Source organism: Kitasatospora sp. NPDC002522 (genome assembly GCF_053595195.1).
Genome location: NZ_JBSFXE010000007.1, coordinates 16,433 through 37,872, shown reverse-complemented (window position 1 = coordinate 37,872; position 21,440 = coordinate 16,433). Strand labels below are relative to the sequence as shown.

General features: G+C 72.8%; 22 protein-coding genes. 7 read left to right on the top strand and 15 right to left on the bottom strand.

Annotation, left to right across the window (positions count from 1 at the left end; all coding sequences use genetic code 11):
* Positions 1-81: 81 nt before the first annotated feature.
* Together ACWD4U_RS07720 and ACWD4U_RS07715 are read right to left on the bottom strand one after the other, a co-directional pair.
* Complete coding sequence (locus ACWD4U_RS07720) at positions 82-1,032, bottom strand: asparaginase (protein ID WP_363460069.1); 951 nt, start codon at positions 1,030-1,032, stop codon at positions 82-84.
* A gap of 59 nt (positions 1,033-1,091) precedes the next feature.
* The gene (locus ACWD4U_RS07715; protein WP_363460068.1) at positions 1,092-1,616 is read right to left on the bottom strand and encodes an RsiG family protein; all 525 of its coding nucleotides are present in this window, start codon (positions 1,614-1,616) and stop codon (positions 1,092-1,094) included.
* Positions 1,617-1,964: 348 nt separating this feature from the next.
* On the opposite strand from ACWD4U_RS07715, the gene dtd reads away from it, so the two are divergent.
* A complete protein-coding gene (gene dtd / locus ACWD4U_RS07710) occupies positions 1,965-2,396 on the top strand; it encodes a D-aminoacyl-tRNA deacylase (RefSeq protein ID WP_363460067.1) in 432 nt (143 codons plus the stop codon).
* A gap of 19 nt (positions 2,397-2,415) precedes the next feature.
* Here dtd and ygfZ read toward each other — a convergent pair whose 3' ends face one another.
* The 3 genes from ygfZ to ACWD4U_RS07695 all read right to left on the bottom strand — a co-directional run bounded on the left by ygfZ (position 2,416) and on the right by ACWD4U_RS07695 (position 4,502).
* Positions 2,416-3,372 (bottom strand): CAF17-like 4Fe-4S cluster assembly/insertion protein YgfZ, encoded by a 957-nt coding sequence (gene ygfZ, locus ACWD4U_RS07705; RefSeq protein WP_363460066.1) that lies wholly within the window; start codon positions 3,370-3,372, stop codon positions 2,416-2,418.
* 10 nt (positions 3,373-3,382) lie between these two features.
* Complete coding sequence (locus ACWD4U_RS07700) at positions 3,383-3,829, bottom strand: Fur family transcriptional regulator (protein WP_363460065.1); 447 nt, start codon at positions 3,827-3,829, stop codon at positions 3,383-3,385.
* Positions 3,830-3,917: 88 nt separating this feature from the next.
* Entirely contained in the window at positions 3,918-4,502 is a 585-nt protein-coding gene (locus tag ACWD4U_RS07695; protein ID WP_363460064.1) for an FABP family protein, read from the bottom strand.
* 243 nt (positions 4,503-4,745) lie between these two features.
* On the opposite strand from ACWD4U_RS07695, the gene ACWD4U_RS07690 reads away from it, so the two are divergent.
* Positions 4,746-5,108 (top strand): DsrE family protein, encoded by a 363-nt coding sequence (locus ACWD4U_RS07690; RefSeq protein WP_363460063.1) that lies wholly within the window; start codon positions 4,746-4,748, stop codon positions 5,106-5,108.
* Positions 5,109-5,115: 7 nt separating this feature from the next.
* Here the strand turns inward: ACWD4U_RS07690 and ACWD4U_RS07685 are convergent, their stop codons facing one another.
* From ACWD4U_RS07685 to ACWD4U_RS07665, 5 genes are all read right to left on the bottom strand, one after another.
* Positions 5,116-5,433 (bottom strand): DUF3099 domain-containing protein, encoded by a 318-nt coding sequence (locus tag ACWD4U_RS07685; protein WP_363460062.1) that lies wholly within the window; start codon positions 5,431-5,433, stop codon positions 5,116-5,118.
* A 74-nt stretch (positions 5,434-5,507) separates the two neighbouring features.
* A complete protein-coding gene (locus ACWD4U_RS07680) occupies positions 5,508-5,798 on the bottom strand; it encodes a DUF1416 domain-containing protein (protein ID WP_363460061.1) in 291 nt (96 codons plus the stop codon).
* A gap of 39 nt (positions 5,799-5,837) precedes the next feature.
* Complete coding sequence (locus ACWD4U_RS07675) at positions 5,838-6,671, bottom strand: sulfurtransferase (RefSeq protein ID WP_363460059.1); 834 nt, start codon at positions 6,669-6,671, stop codon at positions 5,838-5,840.
* A gap of 522 nt (positions 6,672-7,193) precedes the next feature.
* Positions 7,194-7,865, bottom strand: coding sequence for an LmeA family phospholipid-binding protein (locus tag ACWD4U_RS07670; RefSeq protein WP_363460058.1), 672 nt, complete (start codon positions 7,863-7,865; stop codon positions 7,194-7,196).
* A 117-nt stretch (positions 7,866-7,982) separates the two neighbouring features.
* The gene (locus ACWD4U_RS07665) at positions 7,983-8,228 is read right to left on the bottom strand and encodes a MoaD/ThiS family protein (protein WP_363460094.1); all 246 of its coding nucleotides are present in this window, start codon (positions 8,226-8,228) and stop codon (positions 7,983-7,985) included.
* Between the two features lie 656 nt (positions 8,229-8,884).
* On the opposite strand from ACWD4U_RS07665, the gene ACWD4U_RS07660 reads away from it, so the two are divergent.
* The 5 genes from ACWD4U_RS07660 to ACWD4U_RS07640 all read left to right on the top strand — a co-directional run bounded on the left by ACWD4U_RS07660 (position 8,885) and on the right by ACWD4U_RS07640 (position 14,291).
* Positions 8,885-9,616: a response regulator transcription factor gene (locus tag ACWD4U_RS07660; RefSeq protein WP_363460056.1), complete on the top strand. Its 732-nt coding sequence runs from the start codon at positions 8,885-8,887 to the stop codon at positions 9,614-9,616.
* 115 nt (positions 9,617-9,731) lie between these two features.
* Positions 9,732-10,784, top strand: a complete 1,053-nt coding sequence (locus ACWD4U_RS07655) for a LacI family DNA-binding transcriptional regulator (protein ID WP_363460055.1) — start codon at positions 9,732-9,734, stop codon at positions 10,782-10,784.
* Between the two features lie 89 nt (positions 10,785-10,873).
* Positions 10,874-11,965: a S1C family serine protease gene (locus ACWD4U_RS07650; RefSeq protein WP_363460054.1), complete on the top strand. Its 1,092-nt coding sequence runs from the start codon at positions 10,874-10,876 to the stop codon at positions 11,963-11,965.
* A gap of 89 nt (positions 11,966-12,054) precedes the next feature.
* The gene (locus tag ACWD4U_RS07645; RefSeq protein ID WP_363460053.1) at positions 12,055-12,828 is read left to right on the top strand and encodes a response regulator transcription factor; all 774 of its coding nucleotides are present in this window, start codon (positions 12,055-12,057) and stop codon (positions 12,826-12,828) included.
* A 59-nt stretch (positions 12,829-12,887) separates the two neighbouring features.
* Positions 12,888-14,291 carry a sensor histidine kinase gene (locus tag ACWD4U_RS07640; protein WP_449787143.1) on the top strand — a complete coding sequence of 468 codons (1,404 nt, stop codon included), beginning with the start codon at positions 12,888-12,890 and terminating at the stop codon, positions 14,289-14,291.
* Positions 14,292-14,359: 68 nt separating this feature from the next.
* Here ACWD4U_RS07640 and ACWD4U_RS07635 read toward each other — a convergent pair whose 3' ends face one another.
* The 5 genes from ACWD4U_RS07635 to ACWD4U_RS07615 form a co-directional block, all read right to left on the bottom strand.
* Positions 14,360-16,168, bottom strand: a complete 1,809-nt coding sequence (locus ACWD4U_RS07635) for a bifunctional metallophosphatase/5'-nucleotidase (protein WP_449787134.1) — start codon at positions 16,166-16,168, stop codon at positions 14,360-14,362.
* 146 nt (positions 16,169-16,314) lie between these two features.
* Positions 16,315-17,661, bottom strand: coding sequence for an ATP-binding protein (locus tag ACWD4U_RS07630; RefSeq protein ID WP_363460051.1), 1,347 nt, complete (start codon positions 17,659-17,661; stop codon positions 16,315-16,317).
* Between the two features lie 26 nt (positions 17,662-17,687).
* Positions 17,688-19,274: an SCO6880 family protein gene (locus tag ACWD4U_RS07625; RefSeq protein ID WP_363460050.1), complete on the bottom strand. Its 1,587-nt coding sequence runs from the start codon at positions 19,272-19,274 to the stop codon at positions 17,688-17,690.
* Positions 19,275-19,281: 7 nt separating this feature from the next.
* Complete coding sequence (locus ACWD4U_RS07620) at positions 19,282-20,571, bottom strand: hypothetical protein (RefSeq protein WP_363460049.1); 1,290 nt, start codon at positions 20,569-20,571, stop codon at positions 19,282-19,284.
* Entirely contained in the window at positions 20,561-21,379 is an 819-nt protein-coding gene (locus tag ACWD4U_RS07615) for a hypothetical protein (protein ID WP_363460048.1), read from the bottom strand. The genes ACWD4U_RS07620 and ACWD4U_RS07615 overlap by 11 nt, the downstream gene beginning before the upstream one ends.
* Positions 21,380-21,440: the final 61 nt, after the last annotated feature.

Sequence of the window (21,440 nt, the reverse complement as noted above, 5' to 3'; positions counted from 1 at the left end):
GGCGGTGGGTTGGGCACTCCCCCGCCGTCCACCGTGCACCGAACCGCCCGCGCGGGCATCCCGGCCGCGTCCGACGGGGCGTCAGAACGCCGCGCGGACCGCGCCGACCACCTCGCCGCCGCCGTGCAGCGGGGCGCTGCCGATCCGCTCCAGCACCGGGTCGTCGACGCCGAGCCGGGCCAGCGCGGCGGCCAGCACCGGGCCGCGGGCGCGCTCCGCACCGTCCTCGATCTTGAAGGCGAGGGCCCGGCCGTCGGCGAGGGCGACCACCTGGACCGCCTCCGCGCCCATCTTGGAGAGCGCGCCGGGCACCGCGCGCATCAGCCAGGTGTCGGCGCGGCGGGTGCCGGCCACGTACTCGGGGTGGGCGCGCATCGCGTCGGCGACCTGCCGCTGCGGGGTGTCGGACCCGGCCAGCACCAGCGCGCGGTAGCCGCGGGCCAGGCCGGTCAGCGAGACGGCCAGCAGCGGGGCGCCGCAGCCGTCGGTGCCGGTGTGCGCGGCGCGCTCGCCGACGGCCTCCTCCAGCGCGGTGCGGGCCAGCCGCTGGATCGGGTGCTCGGCGTCCAGGTAGCCGTCCAGGTCCCAGCCGTTGGCGGCGCAGGCGGCCAGCCAGCCGGCGTGCTTGCCGGAGCAGTCCATCATGATCGGGGCGCGCTCCCCGCCGGAGCGCAGCAGCTCCTCCGCCTCGACCTGGTCCAGCGGCAGGTCGGCGGGGGTCTGCAGGGCGGCCTCGGTGAGCCCGGCGTCGGCCAGGATCCTCCGTACCGCGGCGCGGTGGAACGGTTCTGCGGAGTGGCTGGAGGCGGCCAGCGCCAGCTGCTCGCCGCGCAGCCCCAGTCCGGCCCGCAGGGTGGCGACGGCCTGGAAGGGCTTGGCGGTGGAGCGCGGGAAGACCGGGTCCTCGGGACGGCCGAGGGCGAACTCGACGCCGCCGTCGGCGCCGAGCAGGACCAGTGAGCCGCGGTGGCGGCCCTCGGTGAAGCCGGAGCGTATGACCTCGGCGAGGGCGGGCAGGGCGAACTGCGACACGGGGGGACTCCAGGACGACGTGCGGTGAGGGTGGGTGGGCCCCTGCCGCGTCCTGCCGCTCAGCCTCCGCTGAGCAGGTCGTCGACCCGGGCCTCCCCTTCACGGTACCTGCGGGTGATCTCCGCGCCGCAGTCGTCGGCGGTGCGCTGCTGCGCCTGGCGGCGGCCGGAGACCTCCCGCTCGTGCTCGGCCAGGCGCTCGATCGCGGCCAGCAGGTCGGCGGTCGCGTGCGCGGCCAGGTCCGCCAGCCGGACGTCGCCCATCAGGGCGTCCGCCTCCTGCTGGTAGCGCTCGCCGCGCGGCGGGCCGAGGGTGACGTGCCGGGCCGGACGGGGCGTCGCGGACGGGGCGTCGGCGAGGATCGCGGGCAGCCGCTCCAGCAGCGCGCACTGCGCCTCGCTGGCGCCGGCCAGCGGCACCTCGCGGCGGTCCAGCTCGGCGCGCAGGATGTCCAGCCGGCCGTGCAGCAGGCGGCGCAGGTAGGACAGGTCGGCCTCCTGCTCCAGGGCGTCCCGGCGCCGGACCCGCAGTTCCTCCAGCGCGAGGCCGGGCAGGCCGTCGACCGCGGTACCGCTCACGTCCATCAACCCAACCACCTGCCGTAGTCCCCAGTGCCCGCCCGGTAGCACGGACGCACGCCACCCAGGGTTCCCCCCTGCGGGCGACGCCACTCGTGCGGGTGACGCGGTTCGCCGGGACGGCGGATGCCCCCTGGGGGGCGTCGCCGGCCCGCGCCGTCCGACAGCGTGCCACCCCGGGACCTTCGGCCGCACGCCCGAGTACCCGAACGGCCGCATGGCGTAAGGCCGTGGCTAGTACGACGAATCCGTGCGCCGGGTTCACCTGCACGGATCGGGGCGCTCCACGCGCGACCCCCGCGCGCAAGCGGAGGCCGTGCGCCCCCGGTGGGGGGCTGCGGGCACAATGGCGGCATGCGAGCAGTGGTGCAGCGGGTCGCCGAGGCGGCCGTGGTGGTGGACGGCGAGACGGTCGGGGCGATCGAGGGCCCGGGGCTGTGCGTCCTGGTCGGGGTCACCCACGAGGACACCGCGGAGCGGGCCGCGCAGCTGGCCCGCAAGCTGTGGACGCTGCGGCTGTTCCCCGGCGAGCCCGAGCGGTCCTGCTCCGAACTGGGCGCCCCGCTGCTGGTGATCAGCCAGTTCACGCTCTACGGCGACGCCCGCAAGGGCCGCCGCCCCACCTGGAACGCCGCCGCGCCCGGCCCGGTCGCCGAGCCGCTGGTGGACGCGGTGGTGGCCGAGCTGCGGGCGCTCGGCGCCAAGGTGGAGACCGGCCGGTTCGGCGCGGACATGAAGGTGTCGCTGGTCAACGACGGCCCGTTCACCGTGCTGCTGGAGGTCTGAGCCCCCGTCAGCGGCCCGGTCAGGCCGGGACGATGACGTCCTGGCTGCCGGGCACACCGTCGGCCAGCAGCACCGCGTCCACCGGGGTGTTGCGCTTCACCAGGGCCAGCGCGATCGGGCCGAGCTCGTGGTGCCGGGCCGCGGAGGTGACGAAGCCGACCGGGCGGTCCTGGCCCTCCACCCGGACCTCGGCGCCGTGCGCGGGCAGCTTCTCCTCGGTGCCGTCCAGGTGCAGGAAGACCAGCCGGCGCGGCGGGCGGCCCAGGTTGTGCACCCGGGCGACGGTCTCCTGGCCGCGGTAGCAGCCCTTGTTCAGGTGCACCGCGCTGTCCAGCCAGTCCACCTCGTGCGGGATGGTCCGGTGGTCGGTCTCGAAGCCGAGCCGCGGCCGGTGCCCCTCGATGCGCAGCGCCTCGTACGCCCAGATCCCCGCGGCCGGGCCGAACTCCGCGGCCACCGCGGCGAGTTCCGCGCGCGGCACGAACAGGTCGCGCCCCCACGGGAGTTCCCGGACGGCCGCGGCCCCCTCGGCGGAGGCGGTCGAGCCGGCCGGCAGGAAGAGCACCGCGTAGTCGGCGGTGGCGTCGGCGATCTCGACCTGGCTCCAGAACTTCATCGACTCCAGGTACCGCACCAGCGCGGGCGCGGTGCCCGGCTCGACGTGGATCCAGGTGGTGGCGCCGTCGTCGACCAGGTAGAGCGCGTGCTCCACGTGCCCGTGCGGGGAGAGCACCAGCGCCTCGGTGGCGCGGCCGGCCGGGAGTTCGCTGACGTGCTGGGTGAGCAGCGCGTGCAGCCAGGTCAGCCGGTCCGGACCGCTGACGGTGACCACGCCGCGGTGCGACAGGTCGGTGAAGCCGCGGCCCGCCGCCAGCGCGCGCTGCTCGCGGAACAGGTCGCCGTAGTGGGCGGCGACGCCCTCGTCGGGTCCTTCGGCCGCAACGGCGCCGGGCAGGTCAAGCAGCGGGCTCTTCATACCGGCCAGCTTACGACCGGTCCCGCTCCGACTTGGCGGTGCAGTCGGCACAGCGGCCGAAGATGGCGAAATGCTTCAGGTCGGTGTCGAATCCGTGCTCGTCGCGCAGGCTGTCGATGAGCGGCGCGGCGATCGCGGTGTCGGTCTCGGTGACCTTGTCGCAGTCGCGGCAGACCAGGTGCAGGTGGGTGTGCCGGCCCGCCAGGTGGTAGGTCGGGGCGCCGTGGCCGAGGTGGGCGTGCGAGACCAGGCCGAGTTCCTCGAGCAGCTCCAAGGTCCGGTAGACGGTGGAGATGTTGACGCCGCTGGCGGTCTTGCGGACCTGCGCCAGGATCTCGTCCGGGGTGGCGTGGTCGAGCACGTCGACGGCCTCCAGCACCAGCTGGCGCTGCGGGGTCAGGCGGTACCCGCGCTCGCGCAGGTCGGCCTTCCAGTCGGTGGTGTCGCTGTTCGCCACGGTGGTGTCCCTGCCCGGTTCGACGTCGTGCCGACAAGTGTAGGGACCGACCGACCGGTCGGCCCCCACCCGAAGGTCCCTGCTGCGCTCAGCGGAAGAAGGCGATGCCGTCGTCCGGGAGGTCGTTGACGTCCTTGATCAGCTGCGCCGGGTTGAGCACCTTCTTCAGCTGACCCGACATGTACGGCCGCAGCGGCACCTCGGGGGCGGCCTTCTCGCCGACCCACAGCAGCTCGTCCTTGACCAGGCCGTAGAGCCGCTTGCCGCCGCTGTACGGGGCCGCGCCCTCGATCCGGGCGACCGCGTCGGTGGCCAGGTCGATCTGCGGCTTGCCGTCGTGCAGCTTGCCGTACCAGATCTCCACGGTGCCGTCGTCGCGGACCGAGGAGACCTCGATCTCGCGCTCACCGCTGGTGCCGTGCTGGTTGCTGGTCACCCGCCAGAAGGCGTGCTCCATCTCCAGCGGGCGGACCTTCTCGCCCTGCTCGTCCAGCACCCAGGTGCGGGAGCGGAACTCGAGGAACGGCCGGCCGTCGTGGCGGAAGACGATCTCCTGGCCGAAGTTGCACTTCTCCGCACCGGGGAAGTCGTGGACGCCCGCGCCCTCCCAGGTGCCGAGGAGGAAGGCGAGCGGGACGACGTCCTGGTGGAGGTCGGAAGGAATCTCGATCATGGTCCTGGCTGCTGTCGTCGGGCGGTTACCGGATCAACCGTACGGCAGTGTCAGCGCTGGCCCTGGTAGAGCTTCATGACGGAGAAGATGGCGAACCAGGTGATCAGCACGGCCATCAGAGCCAGCAGGCTGTCGAAGGCGATCTCAAGACCGGACACGGGGCGCTCCCATTGGCGGCGTCGACGGGGTGTGACTACGCGGTGGAGTCTATCCGGCGGCCCCCGCGCCCGTAGTCTCTGGGGCATGTCGAAGAAGCTGGTCATCAAGGTCACCGCCGGGGCGGACGCGCCGGAGCGCTGCTCGCAGGCGTTCACGGTGGCGTCGGTCGCCGTCGCCAGCGGCGTCGAGGTCTCGCTCTGGCTCACCGGCGAATCCGCGTGGTTCGCGCTGCCGGGCCGGGCCGCCGAGTTCGAACTGCCGCACTCCGCGCCGCTGCCCGACCTGCTGGAGGCGATCCTCGCGGCGGGCACCGTGACGCTGTGCACCCAGTGCGCGGCGCGCCGCGACATCGGCCAGGCGGACGTCATCGACGGGGTGCGGATCGCCGGCGCGCAGGTCTTCCTCTCCGAGGTGATGGCGGACGAGGCCAAGGCGCTGGTGTACTGACGGCCAGTCAGCCCCATCCGCCGTCCCGCTCGTCGTCCCGGTCGGGCCGCCCGCGGTCCGGTCCCTCCCGGTCCGGGCGGTCGCGGTCGTGGCCGGGCTGCTCCCAGCGGGGGTCGTCCCAGCGCGGGTCGTTCCACCAGTCGTCGTCCCGGTCCCGCCGGTTGGCCAGGATCGCGGCCAGCGGCGGGATCACCATGGCGACCACGCACAGCCCGATCGCCGCGCCCACCGAGAAGAAGCGCACCACTCCCCACGCGAGGACGAACAGCCCCAGGCAGACGCCCATCATCACGAAGTACCGCACATGCCGCCGGTGTGCCTGCACCCCTCCAGCGTATGCCGCGGGGCCCCGGCCGTGGAGACGGCCGGGGCCCCGGTGGCACTGCGGGTCGCCGCGGATCAGACCGCGATCGCGACCTCGGTGAACTCGCCCTGGGTGGCGACCACCTGGCGGTCCACGGTGGCGCCGGGCACCAGGGCCCGCAGGGTCCACTTGCCCGGGCGGGCGAAGAACCGGAACTGCCCGGTCGCCGAGGTGGGCACCTCGGCCGTGAACTCGCCGTTCTCGTCCAGGAGCCGCACGTAGCCGTTGACCGGCTCGTCGCCCCGGGTCACGGACCCCTGAATGATCGTCTCGTTCGCCACGTCAACTCCTGCCAGGTCCGGGCCGCCGGCCTTCGCACCGCACATGTCTGTCTTCCTCTTCCCTTGCTTAGCGCGAGCCGGGGCTCAGTTGCCGAGCTCGATCGGCACGCCGACCAGGCTGCCGTACTCGGTCCAGGAGCCGTCGTAGTTCTTGACGTTCTGCTGGCCGAGCAGCTCGTGCAGGACGAACCAGGTGAGCGCGGAGCGCTCGCCGATCCGGCAGTAGGCGATGGTGTCGACCGCCAGGTCCACGCCCTCGGCCTGGTAGAGCGCCGTCAGCTCCTCGTCGCTCTTGAAGGTGCCGTCGTCGTTGGCGTTCTTCGCCCACGGGATGTTCTTCGCGCTCGGCACGTGGCCCGGGCGCTGCGACTGCTCCTGCGGGAGGTGCGCCGGGGCGAGCAGCTTGCCGGAGAACTCGTCGGGCGAGCGGACGTCGACCAGGTTCAGGGTGCCGATCGCGTTCACCACGTCGTCGCGGAAGGCGCGGATCGAGGAGTCGGCCGGCTGCGCGGTGTACTGGGTCGCGGCACGCTCGGGCTGCTCGACGACCAGCTCGCGGGAGTCCAGCTCCCACTTCTTGCGGCCGCCGTCCAGCAGGCGGACGTCGCCGTGGCCGTACAGCTTGAAGTACCAGTAGGCGTAGGAGGCGAACCAGTTGTTGTTGCCGCCGTACAGCACCACGGTGTCGTCGTTGGCGATGCCCTTGGCGGACAGCAGCGCCTCGAAGCCGGCCTGGTCGATGAAGTCGCGGCGGACCGGGTCCTGGAGGTCCTTCTTCCAGTCGATCCGGACCGCGTTGCGGATGTGGTTCTTGTCGTAGGCGGCGGTGTCTTCGTCGACCTCGACGATGACGACCTTCGGCTCGTCCAGGCGGGCCTGGACCCAGTCGGCGTCGACCAGGACGTCGCTGCGGCTCATGGGGTGTTCTCCATCCGGGGGCGGTTGGCGGAAGGGGCTGTGGGTACTGCGGGGATTCGGGGAGGCGCCCGGACCCGCCCGTCCGCACGCCTGTCCGCATGGTGGGACGGCATGGGATACGGCTGGGCCGGGGGTGAATCAGAGGTGTGATCGCGTCGCGTCCGACGTACCGGTGCGGCTGAGACCCGCTCCAGCGGGCGGACACGCGGGCACTACCGGTCGGAATTGTCCGGTCAGCGCATGCGACAGAGGCAGCTCGACACGCGGCAGTGGTCTACCGCCCGCCGCTTCGTGAGGTCCGCCTGTCGCTTCATGACGACGATGCTAGGGACTCCGCGACCCCGCTGTCATCAGCGTGTCGAATAGTGAGACCCGATCATCCGGATACTGGGATTCGGCCGCTTTCCGTCGTAGGCCGATCGGGCCGCCGCCCGTACGGGGACCGGCCGAGCGGGCTCGCGGGGCCGTTTCGGCGGCGGCGATGGACAGGCCGTCTCGCCAAGCGGACGGCCGTCCGGCGGGTCAGCTGCCGAGCCGGGTGCCCTTGGAGAGGGCGAACTCCAGCCGCACTCCGTCCGGCTGCGGGCTCGCCGCGGAGAGCGTCAGGCCGCTCGGCAGGCCGGTCAGCTGGAGTCGCTGCGGCTTCAGTCTGTCCTGTGCGACGCCCTTCAACAGGGAGGCCATGCCGGTGAGTTGGAGGTTGTCCACGACCACGGCGTTGTTCTCGGCGTGCAGGTCGCCCTCGATCGCGCCGCCGGGCATCGCGGCCTTCACCTTGCCCGGCCCGCCGTACTCCAGGCCGAGCAGCTGGCCGCCGCTTACGAACTTCGCCAGGTCGGCGTAGCTGACCAGGCCCCGGGCGCCGCCGCTGCCGACCGTGACGCTGCGGTAGGAGTCGGAGAACTTCACCCCGGACAGCTCGGCCTGGAACGAGTGCACGGTGACCCGCTCCCGGCCGTCGGTGACGGTCATCCCATCCGAGCTGAGCCGCACCTTGTCGAGCTCGCCGGCCACCGCGTGGGTGAGGAAGGGGACGTCGTCGATGGTCACCTCCGGCTTGGTGGTCATCCAGCCGGAGGAGACCACCGCGTCCGCGGCCTGGTCCTCGGCCACCCCGACGGCCAGCCGGTCCGCGCCGACCAGCAGCGCGCCCACCACCCCGAGACCGATCAGCAGCTTCACCGCGCCACGCATCGCACTCTCCCCTGAGCCTTCCGGTGCCGGAGCCCTGACTGTCCGCAGATAGGACGATCGCACGCATGTGCCGGTTCCGGTGGCCGAGTTGACGGACGCCTTCACCGCGGCGGCGGATCAGCCCCCGGCGAACGGGGGCAGCACCTCCACCGAGCCGCCCGCGGTGAGGGCCACCGCGGCGTGGTCCCGGGCGCCCACCGGATCGCCGTCGACCAGGAACGAACTCATCGTCAGCACCCGCAGCAGCTCCGGCCGTCCGGTGTGCGCGGCGCGCACGGCGGCCAGCGCCTCGGCCAGCGTGCCGGCCAGGTACGGCTCCTCGGCCACCCCGGCGGCGGACTTGGCGGCAGCCCAGTAGCGGATCGTCCCGCTCACCCGCGCGGGTGACTGCGGCGCGGTACGGGCATCGGCGGTCGCGGTCACGGCAACCCCTCTCGTCGTCCTCGCCCGGTACGGCGGCCGGCCCGGTGCCGGCCGGCCCACCCGAAACAGGTGTACACGTACGGTGCGGCCGGTGCGGCCCCCATCATCGCCCGCGCCCCCCACCCCGAGGCAAACATCCCAGGCCGCGGCGGGCGCGCGGGGTGCCGCATCTCACGCCCCCGAAACGGCGTACCGACTCACGCGCCCCGCCCGCGCCTCTCCCTAAGCCGCGGCCGGTCGGCTATTCTCGATCCTCAAGAGGGATCCGGGCAGAGTCGCCCCCGGGTCCTTTTGTGCTTTCAGGACGCCAGTACGGACGTTCTTGCGAATCGGTGCCCCACCCGCACCGGAGCGCCGGAACGCCCCCGCCGCCGGCCGCACGACGAGGTGTCGGCCCGGCGGGACAGACCGGAGGGTACGCCGATGGGCGAGGCAGTAGCGGTGGACCCGGGGTTGCGGGACCCCGGGTCGGACACCGCCGCCGCCGCGCCCACCGACGCCCCCGCCGGAGCTGCGGCGCTCCCACCACCCTGCCCCGCGGCCGCCGTCCGGACGACGGCCGTGACCGCGACGACCCGGAAAGGGGACTACCGGGTATGAGTTCTCTGCTCCTGCTGACCAACGCGCTGCAACCCTCCGCCGAAGTGCTGCCCGCTCTCGGCCTGCTCCTGCACAGCGTCCGGGTGGCCCCCGCCGAGGGGTCCGCCCTGGTCGACACCCCCAGCGCCGACGTGATCCTGGTCGACGGCCGCCGTGACCTGCCGCAGATCCGCAGCCTGTGCCAACTGCTGCGCTCCACCGGCATCGGCTGCCCGCTGATCCTGGTGGTCACCGAGGGCGGCCTGGCCGCCGTCACCGCCGAGTGGGGCATCGACGACGTCCTGCTCGACACCGCCGGCCCGGCCGAGGTCGAGGCCCGGCTGCGGCTCGCCACCGGCCGGCTCCAGGTGGCCAGCGACGACAGCCCGATGGAGATCCGCAACGGCGACCTGTCGGTCGACGAGGCCACCTACTCCGCCAAGCTCAAGGGCCGCGTCCTCGACCTCACCTTCAAGGAGTTCGAGCTGCTGAAGTACCTCGCCCAGCACCCGGGCCGGGTCTTCACCCGCGCCCAGCTGCTCCAGGAGGTGTGGGGCTACGACTACTTCGGCGGCACCCGCACCGTGGACGTCCACGTGCGACGGCTGCGGGCCAAGCTCGGCGTCGAGAACGAGCAGCTGATCGGCACCGTCCGCAACGTCGGCTACCGGTTCGTGGTGCCGGAGAAGGGCGACAAGGGCGAGCGCGCGGCCGACCAGCCGCGGGCCGGGATGACGCAGGACCGCTGATTCGGAGCCGGGCGGGGTGCCGCCCGCCCGGCTTGACCGGATCGGCCCGAATTGCCGCACCACCCGGGGTGTCACCCCCGCTCCGAGCGTCAGGCCACCCGCGTAGACTCCCTCCGTGGCCAAGGTGACGCGCGACGATGTAGCCCGACTGGCTGGGACCTCGACCGCGGTCGTCAGCTATGTGATCAACAACGGACCCCGGCCGGTCGCCCCGGCCACCCGGGAAAAAGTGCTGGCCGCGATCGAGCAGCTCGGCTACCGGCCGAACAGCGTCGCCCAGGCGATGGCCTCGCGGCGCACCAACCTGGTCGGCATGGTCGTCCCGGACGCCCGGCAGCCGTTCTTCGCCGAGATGGCGCACGCCGTGGAACGTGCCGCCTCCGAGCGCGGCAAGCTCGTGCTGATCGGCAACTCCGACTACGTGGACGACCGCGAGGTGCACTACGTCCGCGCCTTCCTGGGCATGCGGGTCTCCGGCCTGATCCTGGTCAGCCAGGGCCCCTCGCAGCGCGCCGCCGAGGAGTTCGCCGCCATGGAGGGCGCCAAGGTGGTGCTGCTGCACCGCCGCCCCGAGGCGATCGACGACGTCGCGGTGGTCACCGACGACGTGGGCGGCTCCGAGCTGGCGGTCCGTCACCTGCTGGAGGTGCACGGGCACCCGTACGTGGTCTGCTTCGGCGGCCCGGTGGAGTCGCCCGCCCCCGGCGACCCGGTGATCGACCACGTGGCCGGCTGGGAGCTCGCGATGTCCGCGCACGGCCTGCCGACCGAGCCGCACCTGGTGGACGCCCCGTTCCACCGCTACGGCGCCTACCAGGTCGCCCTGGAGCTGCTCTCCTCCGACCGGCGCCCGCCGGCCATCTTCTGCTCCACCGACGACCAGGCGATCGGCGTGCTGCGGGCCGCCCGCGAGCTGGGCCTGCGGGTCGGGCACGACCTCGCGGTGGCCGGCTTCGACGACATCCCCGAGGCGGCCTTCGCCGACCCGCCGCTGACCACCGTCGCCTCCGACCGGGACGCGATGGCCCGGGCCGCCGTCGACCTGGTGCTGGACGACTCGCTGATGGTGCCCGGCAGCGACACCGAACGGGTCCGCCAGTTCCCGTCCCGGCTGGTCGTGCGGCGTTCCTGCGGCTGCACCGGAGACGGCCCGCCGTCTCCGGCCTGACCAGGCTTTATGAGAACCTGACAGGCTTCTCGGAGAGCTCATACCGCCCTCTCATCGCACGTTCATGAAGCGGGCGGAACTTGGTCGTCATGAGCGACCAGCACCGCAGCACCCACGAAGCCCACCAGGACGGCGGCGCGGGCTGGCCCCCGCCGCAGCCGCCCGTCCACCCGTACCTGCCGCCCGCGCCCGAACCGGCCGGCGCCCTCCCCGCGGCCTTCGCCGACCCGGCGTCCGCCGCGGAGCAGCCGCCCGGCGCCTCCGAGCAGCCCCCCACCGGCCACCGCGGCCGCCGCACCCTGCTGAAGAGCCGCCTCGCCCTGGTCACCACCGTGGCCGCCGCGGCCGCGCTGCTCGGCGGCGTCACCGGCGGCGTGCTCGCCGAGGCCAAGAGCGGCTCCAGCAGCGCCTCCAGCACCCTGGTGCGCCCGGTGTCGGCCAACTCCGACGGAACCGCCAACGTCTCGGCGATCGCCGCCGCGCTCTCCCCGTCCGTCGTGCAGATCACCGTGAAGACCTCCTCCGGCACCGCGACCGGCACCGGCGTGGTCCTCACCGCGGACGGCCAGATCCTCACCAACTACCACGTCATCGCAGGCGCGGTGACGGGCGGTCAGATGACCGTGGCCTTCCAGAACGGAAAGACCGCGTCGGCCACCGTGACCGGCACCGACAAGTCCCTGGACACCGCCGTGATCACCGCCTCCGGGGTCAGCGGCCTCACCCCCGCCGTGCTCGGCTCCTCCTCCGCGGTCGCGGTCGGCGACTCGGTGGTGGCCATCGGCAACCCGGAGGGCCTGACCGGCACCGTCACCTCCGGGATCATCTCCGCCAAGGACCGCAAGGTCTCCGTCCAGGTGGACGAGGGCACCACCAGCGGCAACGGCGGCTTCGGCTTCCCCAACCTGCCCGGCAGCCGCGGCTCCGGCACCGCGTCCGGCTCCGACACCGCCACCTACCAGGCGCTGCAGACCGACGCCGCGCTCAACCCCGGCAACTCCGGCGGCCCGCTGATCAACGCCTCCGGCCAGGTGATCGGCCTCAACTCGGCGATGTACTCGGCCAGCGGCTCCACCTCCACCGGCAGCTCCGACGCCGGCAGCGTCGGCCTCGGCTTCGCCATCCCGATCGACTCCGTCAAGCAGGTGCTCCCGCAGATGCAGGCCGGCAGGACCCTGTAGGCACGGCAAGCCCCGCAGTACCCCGCCGAATCCGTCCGCCGGACGGAGAATGGCCTCGACCGCACCGGACTCAGAAAGGGCCCGCGCCGATGACTCCCCCCGCCGACGACCGCACTCCCGCCGAGGCCCAGGGCGCCGGCGCCCGCGTCCTCGTGGTCGACGACGAGCCCGCACTGCGCGACGCTCTGGAATCCAGCCTCGCCTTCGAGGGCTACCAGGTCACCACCGCCACCGACGGCTTCGAGGCCCTCACCGCGGTCGAGCGCGAGCACCCCGACCTGGTGCTGCTGGACATCATGATGCCGCGGATGGACGGCCTCACCGCGGTCCGCCGGATGCGCTCGCGCGGCGACTCCGTCCCGGTGCTGATGCTCACCGCCCGCGACGCGGTCGGCGACCGGGTCACCGGCCTGGACGTCGGCGCCGACGACTACCTCGCCAAGCCCTTCGAGCTCGACGAGCTGCTCGCCCGGGTCCGCGCCCTGCTGCGCCGCAACGCGCTGGCCACCGAGGCCGCCGCGCGCACCGCCGCCGACGAGGACGGCGGCGAGGTGCTGGCCTTCGCCGACCTGCGGATGAACACCGCCACCCGCGAGGTCACCCGGGCGGGCAAGCCGATCGAACTCACCCGCACCGAGTTCATGCTGCTGGAGATGTTCCTCGCCCACCCGCGCCAGGTGCTGACCCGCGAGCAGATCCTCAAGGCGGTCTGGGGCTTCGACTTCGAGCCGTCCTCCAACTCCCTCGACGTCTACGTGATGTACCTGCGCCGCAAGACCGAGCAGGGCGGCATGCCCCGCATCATCCAGACCGTCCGCGGCGTCGGCTACGCGCTGCGCACCGCGACCGGCGCGGCGGCGTGAAGCTCCTGCGCCGGCTCACCGGCTGGTTCCGCAGCCGATCGCTGCGCAGCCGGCTGGCCATGCTCACCGCCGCCGCCGTCGCCGTCGCCATCGCGGTGGTGTCGATCGCCAGTTGGCTGCTGGTACGCGAGAAGCTCTACCAGGAGGTGCACGACAGCCTCGACCAGGCGCCCAGGACGGGTCCGCTCGGGCCCGCCCGCAACCCCGCACTGTACTGCGGCAGCACCACCGCCGGGGCCCTGGCCACCGTGCCCGCCGGGGCCTTCGGCGACCGTTTCGGCCCACAGAAGTACGACTTCCAGATCCTGCTGAACGACGGCACCGTCTGCTTCCTCGGCGACGCCAGCCGGGGCATCAACGTGGTGGCGAGCGACCTTCCGCCGAGCACCGACAGCAAGCACGTGGCCTACCGCGACGGCAGCTACCTGAACGGCGACTCGGCCCTGGTGCGCCAGACCAACACCACGGTGCGGGTGCAGGGCGTCGAGCAGACCGCCGTGCTGCTCACCGCGCTGCCCACCGGCGGAATGCAGAACTCGCTCAACAGCCTCGCGCTGCTGATGGCCGGTGTCGCCGGGCTCGGGGTGATCGGGGCGGGGGTGGCCGGGCGGGTGGTGGCGCGGTCGGCGCTCAAGCCGGTCGACCAGCTGACCGACGCGGTGGAGCACATCGCGCGGACGGAGGAGGTCGGCACCACGATCCCGGTGCACGGGAGCGACGAGATCGCCCGGCTGTCGACCTCGTTCAACTCGATGTCGACCGCGCTGGCGAACTCGCGCGAGCGGCAGACCCGGCTGATCGCCGACGCCGGGCACGAGCTGCGCACCCCGCTGACCTCGCTGCGCACCAACGTCGACCTGCTGATCCGCTCCGACGCGCAGGGCCGGGCGCTGCCGCCGGAGACCAGGGCCCGGATGCTGGGCAACATGAAGGCGCAGATGCAGGAGCTGACGGTGCTGATCGGCGACCTGCTGCAGCTGTCCCGGCCGGACACCCCGAACCCGGAGGCGGTGCGCACCGTGGTGCCGTTCCACGAGACGGTGGAGCGGGCGCTGGAGCGCGGACGGCTGCGCGGCCCGGGCCTGGTCTTCGCCACCGACGTGCGTCCCTGGTACGTGCACGGCGACCCGGCGGCGCTGGAGCGGGCGGTGATCAACCTGCTGGACAACGCGGTGAAGTACTCGCCGCCGGCCGGCACCATCGAGGTGTCGCTGCGGCACGGCCGGCTGACGGTGCGGGACCACGGCCCGGGCATCCCGGCGGAGGAGCTGCCGTACGTCTTCGACCGGTTCTGGCGCTCCCCGTCGTCCCGTCAGCTGCCGGGCTCCGGGCTGGGGTTGTCGATCGTGGCGCAGACCGTCCAGGACTCCGGCGGCCAGGTCTCGCTCGGCCCGGCCACCGACGGCGGCCCGGGCGCCCAGGCGGTCCTGGTGCTGCCGGGGCAGCCGGGCGCCGTGCAGTGAAGTGAGGCCGGGGACGCCGGAGGGCGGGGCGCCGTGCGGCGCCCCGCCCTCCGGGTGGTGACGGTGCGTCAGTCGACGTCGGTGCCGTTGCCGAGGACCTTGATCCGGGTCTGGGCCGGGACGGTCAGCGGGCTGGTGACCGAGCTGTGGCTGCCGAGGTAGGCGGTGAACAGGTCCAGGTCGGAGGCGCCGACCAGCTTGTTCGTGCCCGCGGCGAAGGCCGGGAAGCCGTCGCCGCCGCCCGCCAGGAACTCGTTGGCGGCGACCCGGTAGGAGGCGGCCGGGTCGATCGCGGCGCCGTTCAGCTTGATCGAGTCGACGACCACGCGGGCCGCGCCGGTCTTGCTCATGTCGAGCGTGTAGGCCAGGTTGGCGGAGGGCTGCAGGATCTTCGGGGCGGCGTCGTTGAGGCCGCTGACCTGCTGCTGGAGCAGCTGCACCAGCTGGGCGCCGGTGAGCGTCTTGACCTGCATCATGTTGGTGAACGGCTGGACGGTGAACGCCTCGCCGTAGGTCACCACGCCGTCGCCCTCACTGCCGCTGGCCTTGAAGACCAGGTCGGAGCGGATGCCGCCGGGGTTCATGAAGGCGACCTGCGCGCCGCCCTTGTCGGCCGGGGCCAGGCCGGCCAGCTGGGCGTCGGCGATGACGTCGCCGAGCGGCTTCTCCAGCGCGGTGGAGCCGCGGCCGTTGATGTCGGCGGAGATGTAGCCGACCGCGCGGTTGGCGATCGGCGCGGAGAGCGTGCGGTAGTGGTCGATCAGCTGGGTCATGTCCGGGGCCTTGTCCACGGTGCGGCGCACCACGTGGTTGGCGGCGGTGACCGACGGGCGGACGATGGTGCCGTTGTGCTTGTCCAGCTTGAGGTCGATCTCGGTGTAGAGCCGGCCGAAGGAGGCGGCACTGGTGACCGAGCGCGGGACGCCGTTCGGGTCCGGGATCATGCACGCGTAGGCGTTGTGGGTGTGGCCGGTGACGATCGCGCCGACCGCGGGGTCGATCCGCTTGGCGATGTCCACGATCGGGCCGGAGATGCCGGAGCCGCCCGCGCCGCAGTCGTAGTTGTAGACGTTGCTGGCCGGGTAGCCGCCCTCGTGGATCAGCGCGACCACCGAGTTGACGCCCTGGTGCTTCAGCTCGGCGGTGTACTTGTTGATCGTCTCGACCTCGTTGGCGAACTTGAGGCCCTTGACGCCCTCGGCGGTGACGATGTTCGGGGTGCCCTCCAGGGTCACGCCGATGAAGCCGACCTTCACGCCGTGGACGTTCTTCACCCAGTACGGCTTGAGCAGCGGCTTGCCGGTCTTCTCGCTGGTCACGTTGGCCGACAGGTAGCGGAAGTCGGCGCCCTCGAACTCGCGGCCCTCCTCGTAGCAGCCGTCGACCGGGTGGCAGCCGCCCTTCTGCATGCGCAGCAGCTCGGCCGAGCCCTCGTCGAACTCGTGGTTGCCCACCGAGCTGACGTCGAGGCCGATCTTGTTCATCGCCTCGATGGTCGGCTCGTCGTGGAACAGGCCGGAGATCAGCGGGCTGGCGCCGATGATGTCGCCGGCCGCCACCGTGACGCTGTTGCGGTGGCCCTCGCGGGCCTGGCGCAGCGCGGTGGCCAGGTACTCGACGCCGCCGGCCGGGGTGGCGACGGTCTTGCCGGTGGCCGGGTCGATCTCGTTGATGTTGCCGGAGGAGCCGGCCGGGGGCTCCAGGTTGCCGTGCAGGTCGTTGATGGCGAGGAGCTGGAGGTCCTCGTAGGCCGGCTTGTCGTGGCCGTGGCCGTGCGCCTCGGCGGTGGCCGGGAGGGCCATCGTGCCGAACAGGGCGGCGGCAGCGGCGACCGCGAGCGCGGTCCTGCGGCGGCCGGTGGAACCGGAAATGGGCATGGCTGTCCCCTGCACCGTCGGGGGCCGCGGCAGAAGGCGGCCTGGCGTTGTCTGGAGGCAGCTTAGGGTCAACGCGCGTAGCTGTCAGGAACTCCGGGGTAAAGGACGGGCGTCCACCGGCTGACGGACGCCTCTCCGACGGCCCGTCAGATCCTCGGCTGGGCGGCCAGTTGCTGGTCGGCCCGCTCCCGCTCGGCGACCGCGTCCTCGGTCATCGCGCGGTCGGTGTACACCAGCGGGCGCTCGGTCTCGGTGATGATGTGCTTGACCACCTGCACGTTGCCGTTGACGTCCCACACCGCGATGCCCGGCGACAGCGTCGGGATGATCTCCACCGCCCAGCGCGGCAGGCCCAGCACCCGGCCGGTGGACCTCGCCTCCTCGGCCTTCTGCATGTAGATGGTGCGGGTGGAGGCCATCTTCAGGATCGCCGACGCCTCCTTCGCCGCCGCCCCGTCCACCACGTCCGACAGGTGGTGCACCACCGCCACGAACGACAGGCCCAGCCGGCGCCCGAACTTCAGCAGCCGCTGGAACAGCTGCGCCACGAACGGGCTGTTGATGATGTGCCAGGCCTCCTCGACCAGGAAGATCCGCTTCACCCGGTCCGGCCGCAGCCAGGTGTGCTCCAGCCACACCCCGACGATCGCCATCAGGATCGGCATCGCGATCGAGTTGCGGTCGATGTGCGAGAGGTCGAAGACGATCAGCGGCGCGTCCAGGTCGATGCCGGCCGTGGTCGGGCCGTCGAACATCCCGCGCAGGTCGCCGTCGACCAGCCGGTCCAGCACCAGCGCCACGTCCAGGCCCCAGGACTGCACCTCGCCGACCTCCACGCCCAGCGACTCCACCGCCGACAGGTCGGGGCTGCGCAGCGTGTCGATGATGTCGTTCAGCACCGGCTGACGGTCCTTCACCGTGCCGTGCACGTACGCGTGCGCGGCCTTCAGCGCGAAGCCGGCCCGCTCCTCCAGCGGGCGGCCCATCGCCACCTCGATGATGGTGCGCAGCAGCGACAGCTGCCCGGTGGTGGTGATCGCCGGGTCCAGCGGGTTGAGCTTCACCCCGCCGTCCCGGGCCGCCATCGGGTCCAGCCGGATCGACTTTATGCCCAGCGCGTTCGCGATCAGGTTCCACTCGCCGACGCCGTCCTCGCCCTGCGCGTCCAGCACCACGACCTGCCGGTCGCGGAACCTCAACTGCCGCAGCACGTACGTCTTCTCCAGCGCCGACTTGCCGTTGCCGGACTCCCCCAGCACCAACCAGTGCGGGGCCGGCAGCTGCTGGCCGTACAGCTGGAACGGGTCGTAGACGTAGCCCTTGCCGCTGTACACCTCGCGGCCGATGATCACCCCGGAGTCGCCCAGGCCCGGCGCCGCGGTCGGCAGGTAGACCGCCTGCGCCTGCCCGCTGGAGGTGCGCACCGGCAACCGGGTGGTCTCCACCCGGCCGAACAGGGTGCTGGTGAAGGAATCGGTGAGCTTGCCGAGCATCGACGGGCCTCCGGGGATCAGCGGCGTCAGCGGCGGATGCCGGTGGCGAACGGCAGGGTGTTGGCGAACGCCCGGTGGTGCTCGCGGTCGCACCACTCCAGCTTCAGGTAGCTCTTGCCCGCCGACGCCCGGATGGTCCGCTTGTCCCGGGCCAGCGCCTCCGGATTGCGCGAGGAGACCGTCAGGTAGCCGACCAGGTTCACCCCGGCCGCGCCGGACGCCAGGTCGTCGCCGCGCTGGTCCACCCGGCCGGTGTGCGCCAGGTCGCGCGGGTCCACCGTGCGGTTCATCTTCGCCGCCCGGCTGGCCTCCGCCTCGTCGTTGGTCTTCTCGGTGAGCATCCGCTCGATCGCCACGTCGGTCGGCTCCAGGTCCATCGTCACCGCCACCGTCCGGATCACGTCCGGGGTGTGCACCAGCAGCGGCGCCAGGAAGTTCACCCCGACCGGGGTCAGCGGCCACTCCTTGATCCACGCGGTGGCGTGGCACCACGGGTCGCGGGTCTCCGCCTCCCGGGTCTTCGCCTGCAGGAACTGCGGGTGGGTGGCGTCCAGTTCGGCCGGCCAGGCGTTGCGCCGGCTCATCGCCTGGAGGTGGTCGATCGGGTGGTCCGGGTCGTACATCGAGTGGATCAGCGACGCCAGCCTGGCCTGCCCCAGCGGCTGCCGCACCCGGATGTCCGCCTCCGCCAACCGGGCGCAGATGTCCGTCAGCTCACGGGCCATCACGGTGGCCAGACCGACGTCGTCCCGGTCCGCCCGCGCCTCCCGCGACCCGTACGCGGTGCGCCCCATCGCGTGCGCCTCGGACGCCAGGTCCCGGGTGTAGTGCATGCACGCCACCAGGTACGCCCGGTGCTGCTCCGAGGAGGTCGACACCATCGACTGCAACTGGTCGTAGCTGTCCTGCAGCCAGCGCGGCGCGTGGTGGTCACCGCGCCGCTCCACGTCCTTGGCGTGCGCGTCCGGGTCGGCCGGCAGCGTCCGGGCCAGGATCTGCAGCCGCGTCACGAAGCCGTCCCCGTTGGCGACGTGCTTCAGCAGCGTGCCGAACCGGTCGACCAGCGCCTCCTGGTCCTCCGAGTCGCGCAGGCCCACGCCCGGGCCCTCGATCTCGATCGCCGCGGTCACCGTACGCCGCTCCAGGTGCATCAGCACCGCGACCTCGTCCGGCCCGAACGGCGCGGTCAGCCAGCGCAGCCGCCCCACCCCCGGCGGCGGCCCGACCTCCACCTCGCGCCCGTCCAGCCTGGTCCCGGCCTCGTGCACGTCCGGCCGCCACACCGCCCGGCCGCTGCGCACCGTCCGCCGGAAGGTCCGGTTGATCTCCACCCACTTGTAGAACGTCCGCCGCCGGTACGGCACGTACACCGCCATGATCGCCAGCAGCGGGAAGCCCACCAGTCCGGCGATCCGCAGCGGCAGGATCGGCAGGGCCAGCCCCCACAGCATGCCGAGGCCCGCACCCGCGATGATCAGCACGATCTCGCCGGTCTCCCGGTTGCGCCCGATCGGCGCGTTCGGCCGCGCCTTGCCGATCAGGTAACTGCGGCGCTGATGGACGTACGGCTGGGCGTACTGGGCACCGTACTGGCCGAGCTGATCGCTGCTCATCTACCCGTCACCCTCCCTTCGGGTTGTTGACCGGAGCCTGGGCCGGAGCCTGCGCGGGCGGCCCCGCCGCCCGACCGGAGTTCGCCGGACGCGCCGCGTGGGCCGCGATCCCCGGCGCCACCCCGCCGCCGCCCGCCCCCGGCGAGGCGTTCGCGGTCTGCGCGCCACCGCGCGAGCCGTGCGTCGAGATGCCCTGCTTCACGAAGTTCGCCGGACCGTTGATCATCGCGCTGCCGGCCTGCACCGCACTCGACCGGGCCCGCCGCATCGCCATCAGCTCGTCCCCGAAGCCCGGCACGAACCGGTACACCGTCGCGCTCGCGAAGATCGACAGGAACAGGATCGCCAACCCGCTCAGCACCCGCGCGAAGTCGTCGTCCGCCCCCGCCCCCGTCGCCACCGCGCTCGCCAGCCCCAGGATGATCACGATGATCGGCTTCGCCAGGTCCACCGCCAGCATCATCGCCGCCCACCGGCGCACGTGCTTCCACAGCTGCTTGTCCACCAGCCCCGCGTACACCGCCGTCCCCAGCAGCGCCCCGACGTACAGCATCGCCGCCCGGATCACCAGCTCGATCCACAGCACCGCCGCGGCCAGCACCGCCACCAGCGACACGATGATCAGGATCAGCGGCCCGCCGCCCAGGCTCCCCTTCTCCAGGGTGTCCGCGAACGCGCCCAGGTACGTCCCGGTGTCCGACTTCGTCCCGACCGAGATCGCCTCGGTCAGCCCGTCGGTGACGCTCACCACCGTGTACAGGATCAACGGCGTGAACGCCGAGGCGATCACCGTCAACCACAGGAACCCGACCGCCTCGCCGAACGCCTGCCCCAACGGCGCCCCTCGCACCGCCCGCTTCGTCACCGCCAGCAGCCACAGCACCAACGTGACCACCGTCGACACCGCGAACACCACCGCGTACTGCTGCAGGAACGCCGCATTGGTGAAGTCCACCTGCGTCGTCCCGTCGATCGCCCCCGAAAGCTTCCGCACCACCCAAGCCGCCGCCGTCGCACACCCCTTGGCCAACGACCCCAAAGGATCCGCCACCGACCCCACCGAATCCCCCCCGGGGATGACGGTGGTACCGGGGGGAGCGCAGAGCTTGTCCGCGCCGAGGACGGTCGCGTCCTGGCCCGCGCACTTGGAGACGCTCGGACTGGGACTCGGGCTCGGCGACGGCGCGGCGAAGACCCGCTGCGCGGCCAGCAGCGCGGTGAGTTGAAGACCGCTCAGCGCGGTGCCGAGCGCTCCGGCCCGGCGCAGGAACCGGAGTCTGGACGCATCAGCGGGCATAGCGGAACCCTCCGAACTGCTGGACGGCATCGGCGATCTCTTTCGCGGTGGCCGCCTGCTGGTCGCCCGGGAGGGGGGCGGGGCCCGCGGCGCGGGAGTAGTCGGTGAGCTTCCAGTCGCTGCCGGTCCAGCGCATGGTGACGGTGAGCGTGTACCAGTCCTGGGTGACCGGGTTGGTGGAGGCGTCACCGGCCAGCCCGTACAGCCCGGTGCACCAGACCTCGACCTTGGTGGCGGTGTCGGCGCCGTTGGTGGTCCGGCTGCCGACCGGGACGATCCGGCTGACGAAGGTCTGCCCCTTCGGGGGGTGGCCCTGCGCGTCCAGGCCGAACCGGGCCACCGTCTCCGCCGAGAACGCCTGGTCCAGGCGGGACTGGAGGGTGGGGAGGGCGGTGGGGTCGGCGAGGGTGGTGAGGATGGTGTGGCGGGTGTCGGTGCGGAACATGTCGGCGGAGCCGAGCGCGACGGCGTAGTTGGCGGCGGCCGACTGCGCCCCCTGGTCGGTGTGGGGGTAGCCGGTGGCGATGCCGTTCGCGGTGGTGGTGACGGGCTGCTGGCCGCTCGCGGCGGTGCGGTCGGCGGCGGGGGCGCTTGGGGTGGCGTGGTCGCCGGACGCGGCGCCGCCGCCCCGCACCGGGTCGGGCTTGTTCCGGTTGGCGACGGCGATGGCGACGACCAGCAGGGTGACCACGGCGATGACGGTGAGCAGGGTCCGCAGGGGCCGGGCCTGCCGCCCGCCCGCGGCGGGGGTCTGTTCGGCGACCGGTAGCCGCGTACGGGTGTGCGGCTGGTCGTCGGACAACGGCACGGCGGCCCTCCTGGTGCGGCGCCACCGCGCGGGGCGCGCGGTGGCGAGGGGGTCCCCCCGC

Coding starts and splice junctions, on each gene's coding strand:
- ACWD4U_RS07715 (WP_363460068.1), bottom strand. CDS start 1,616: ATGGACGTGAGCGGTACCGCGGTCGACGGCCTGCCCGGCCTCGCGCTG.
- dtd (WP_363460067.1), top strand. CDS start 1,965: ATGCGAGCAGTGGTGCAGCGGGTCGCCGAGGCGGCCGTGGTGGTGGAC.
- ygfZ (WP_363460066.1), bottom strand. CDS start 3,372: ATGAAGAGCCCGCTGCTTGACCTGCCCGGCGCCGTTGCGGCCGAAGGA.
- ACWD4U_RS07695 (WP_363460064.1), bottom strand. CDS start 4,502: ATGATCGAGATTCCTTCCGACCTCCACCAGGACGTCGTCCCGCTCGCC.
- ACWD4U_RS07690 (WP_363460063.1), top strand. CDS start 4,746: ATGTCGAAGAAGCTGGTCATCAAGGTCACCGCCGGGGCGGACGCGCCG.
- ACWD4U_RS07680 (WP_363460061.1), bottom strand. CDS start 5,798: ATGTGCGGTGCGAAGGCCGGCGGCCCGGACCTGGCAGGAGTTGACGTG.
- ACWD4U_RS07675 (WP_363460059.1), bottom strand. CDS start 6,671: ATGAGCCGCAGCGACGTCCTGGTCGACGCCGACTGGGTCCAGGCCCGC.
- ACWD4U_RS07670 (WP_363460058.1), bottom strand. CDS start 7,865: ATGCGTGGCGCGGTGAAGCTGCTGATCGGTCTCGGGGTGGTGGGCGCG.
- ACWD4U_RS07660 (WP_363460056.1), top strand. CDS start 8,885: ATGAGTTCTCTGCTCCTGCTGACCAACGCGCTGCAACCCTCCGCCGAA.
- ACWD4U_RS07650 (WP_363460054.1), top strand. CDS start 10,874: ATGAGCGACCAGCACCGCAGCACCCACGAAGCCCACCAGGACGGCGGC.
- ACWD4U_RS07645 (WP_363460053.1), top strand. CDS start 12,055: ATGACTCCCCCCGCCGACGACCGCACTCCCGCCGAGGCCCAGGGCGCC.
- ACWD4U_RS07640 (WP_449787143.1), top strand. CDS start 12,888: ATGCTCACCGCCGCCGCCGTCGCCGTCGCCATCGCGGTGGTGTCGATC.
- ACWD4U_RS07635 (WP_449787134.1), bottom strand. CDS start 16,168: ATGCCCATTTCCGGTTCCACCGGCCGCCGCAGGACCGCGCTCGCGGTC.
- ACWD4U_RS07630 (WP_363460051.1), bottom strand. CDS start 17,661: ATGCTCGGCAAGCTCACCGATTCCTTCACCAGCACCCTGTTCGGCCGG.
- ACWD4U_RS07625 (WP_363460050.1), bottom strand. CDS start 19,274: ATGAGCAGCGATCAGCTCGGCCAGTACGGTGCCCAGTACGCCCAGCCG.
- ACWD4U_RS07620 (WP_363460049.1), bottom strand. CDS start 20,571: ATGCCCGCTGATGCGTCCAGACTCCGGTTCCTGCGCCGGGCCGGAGCG.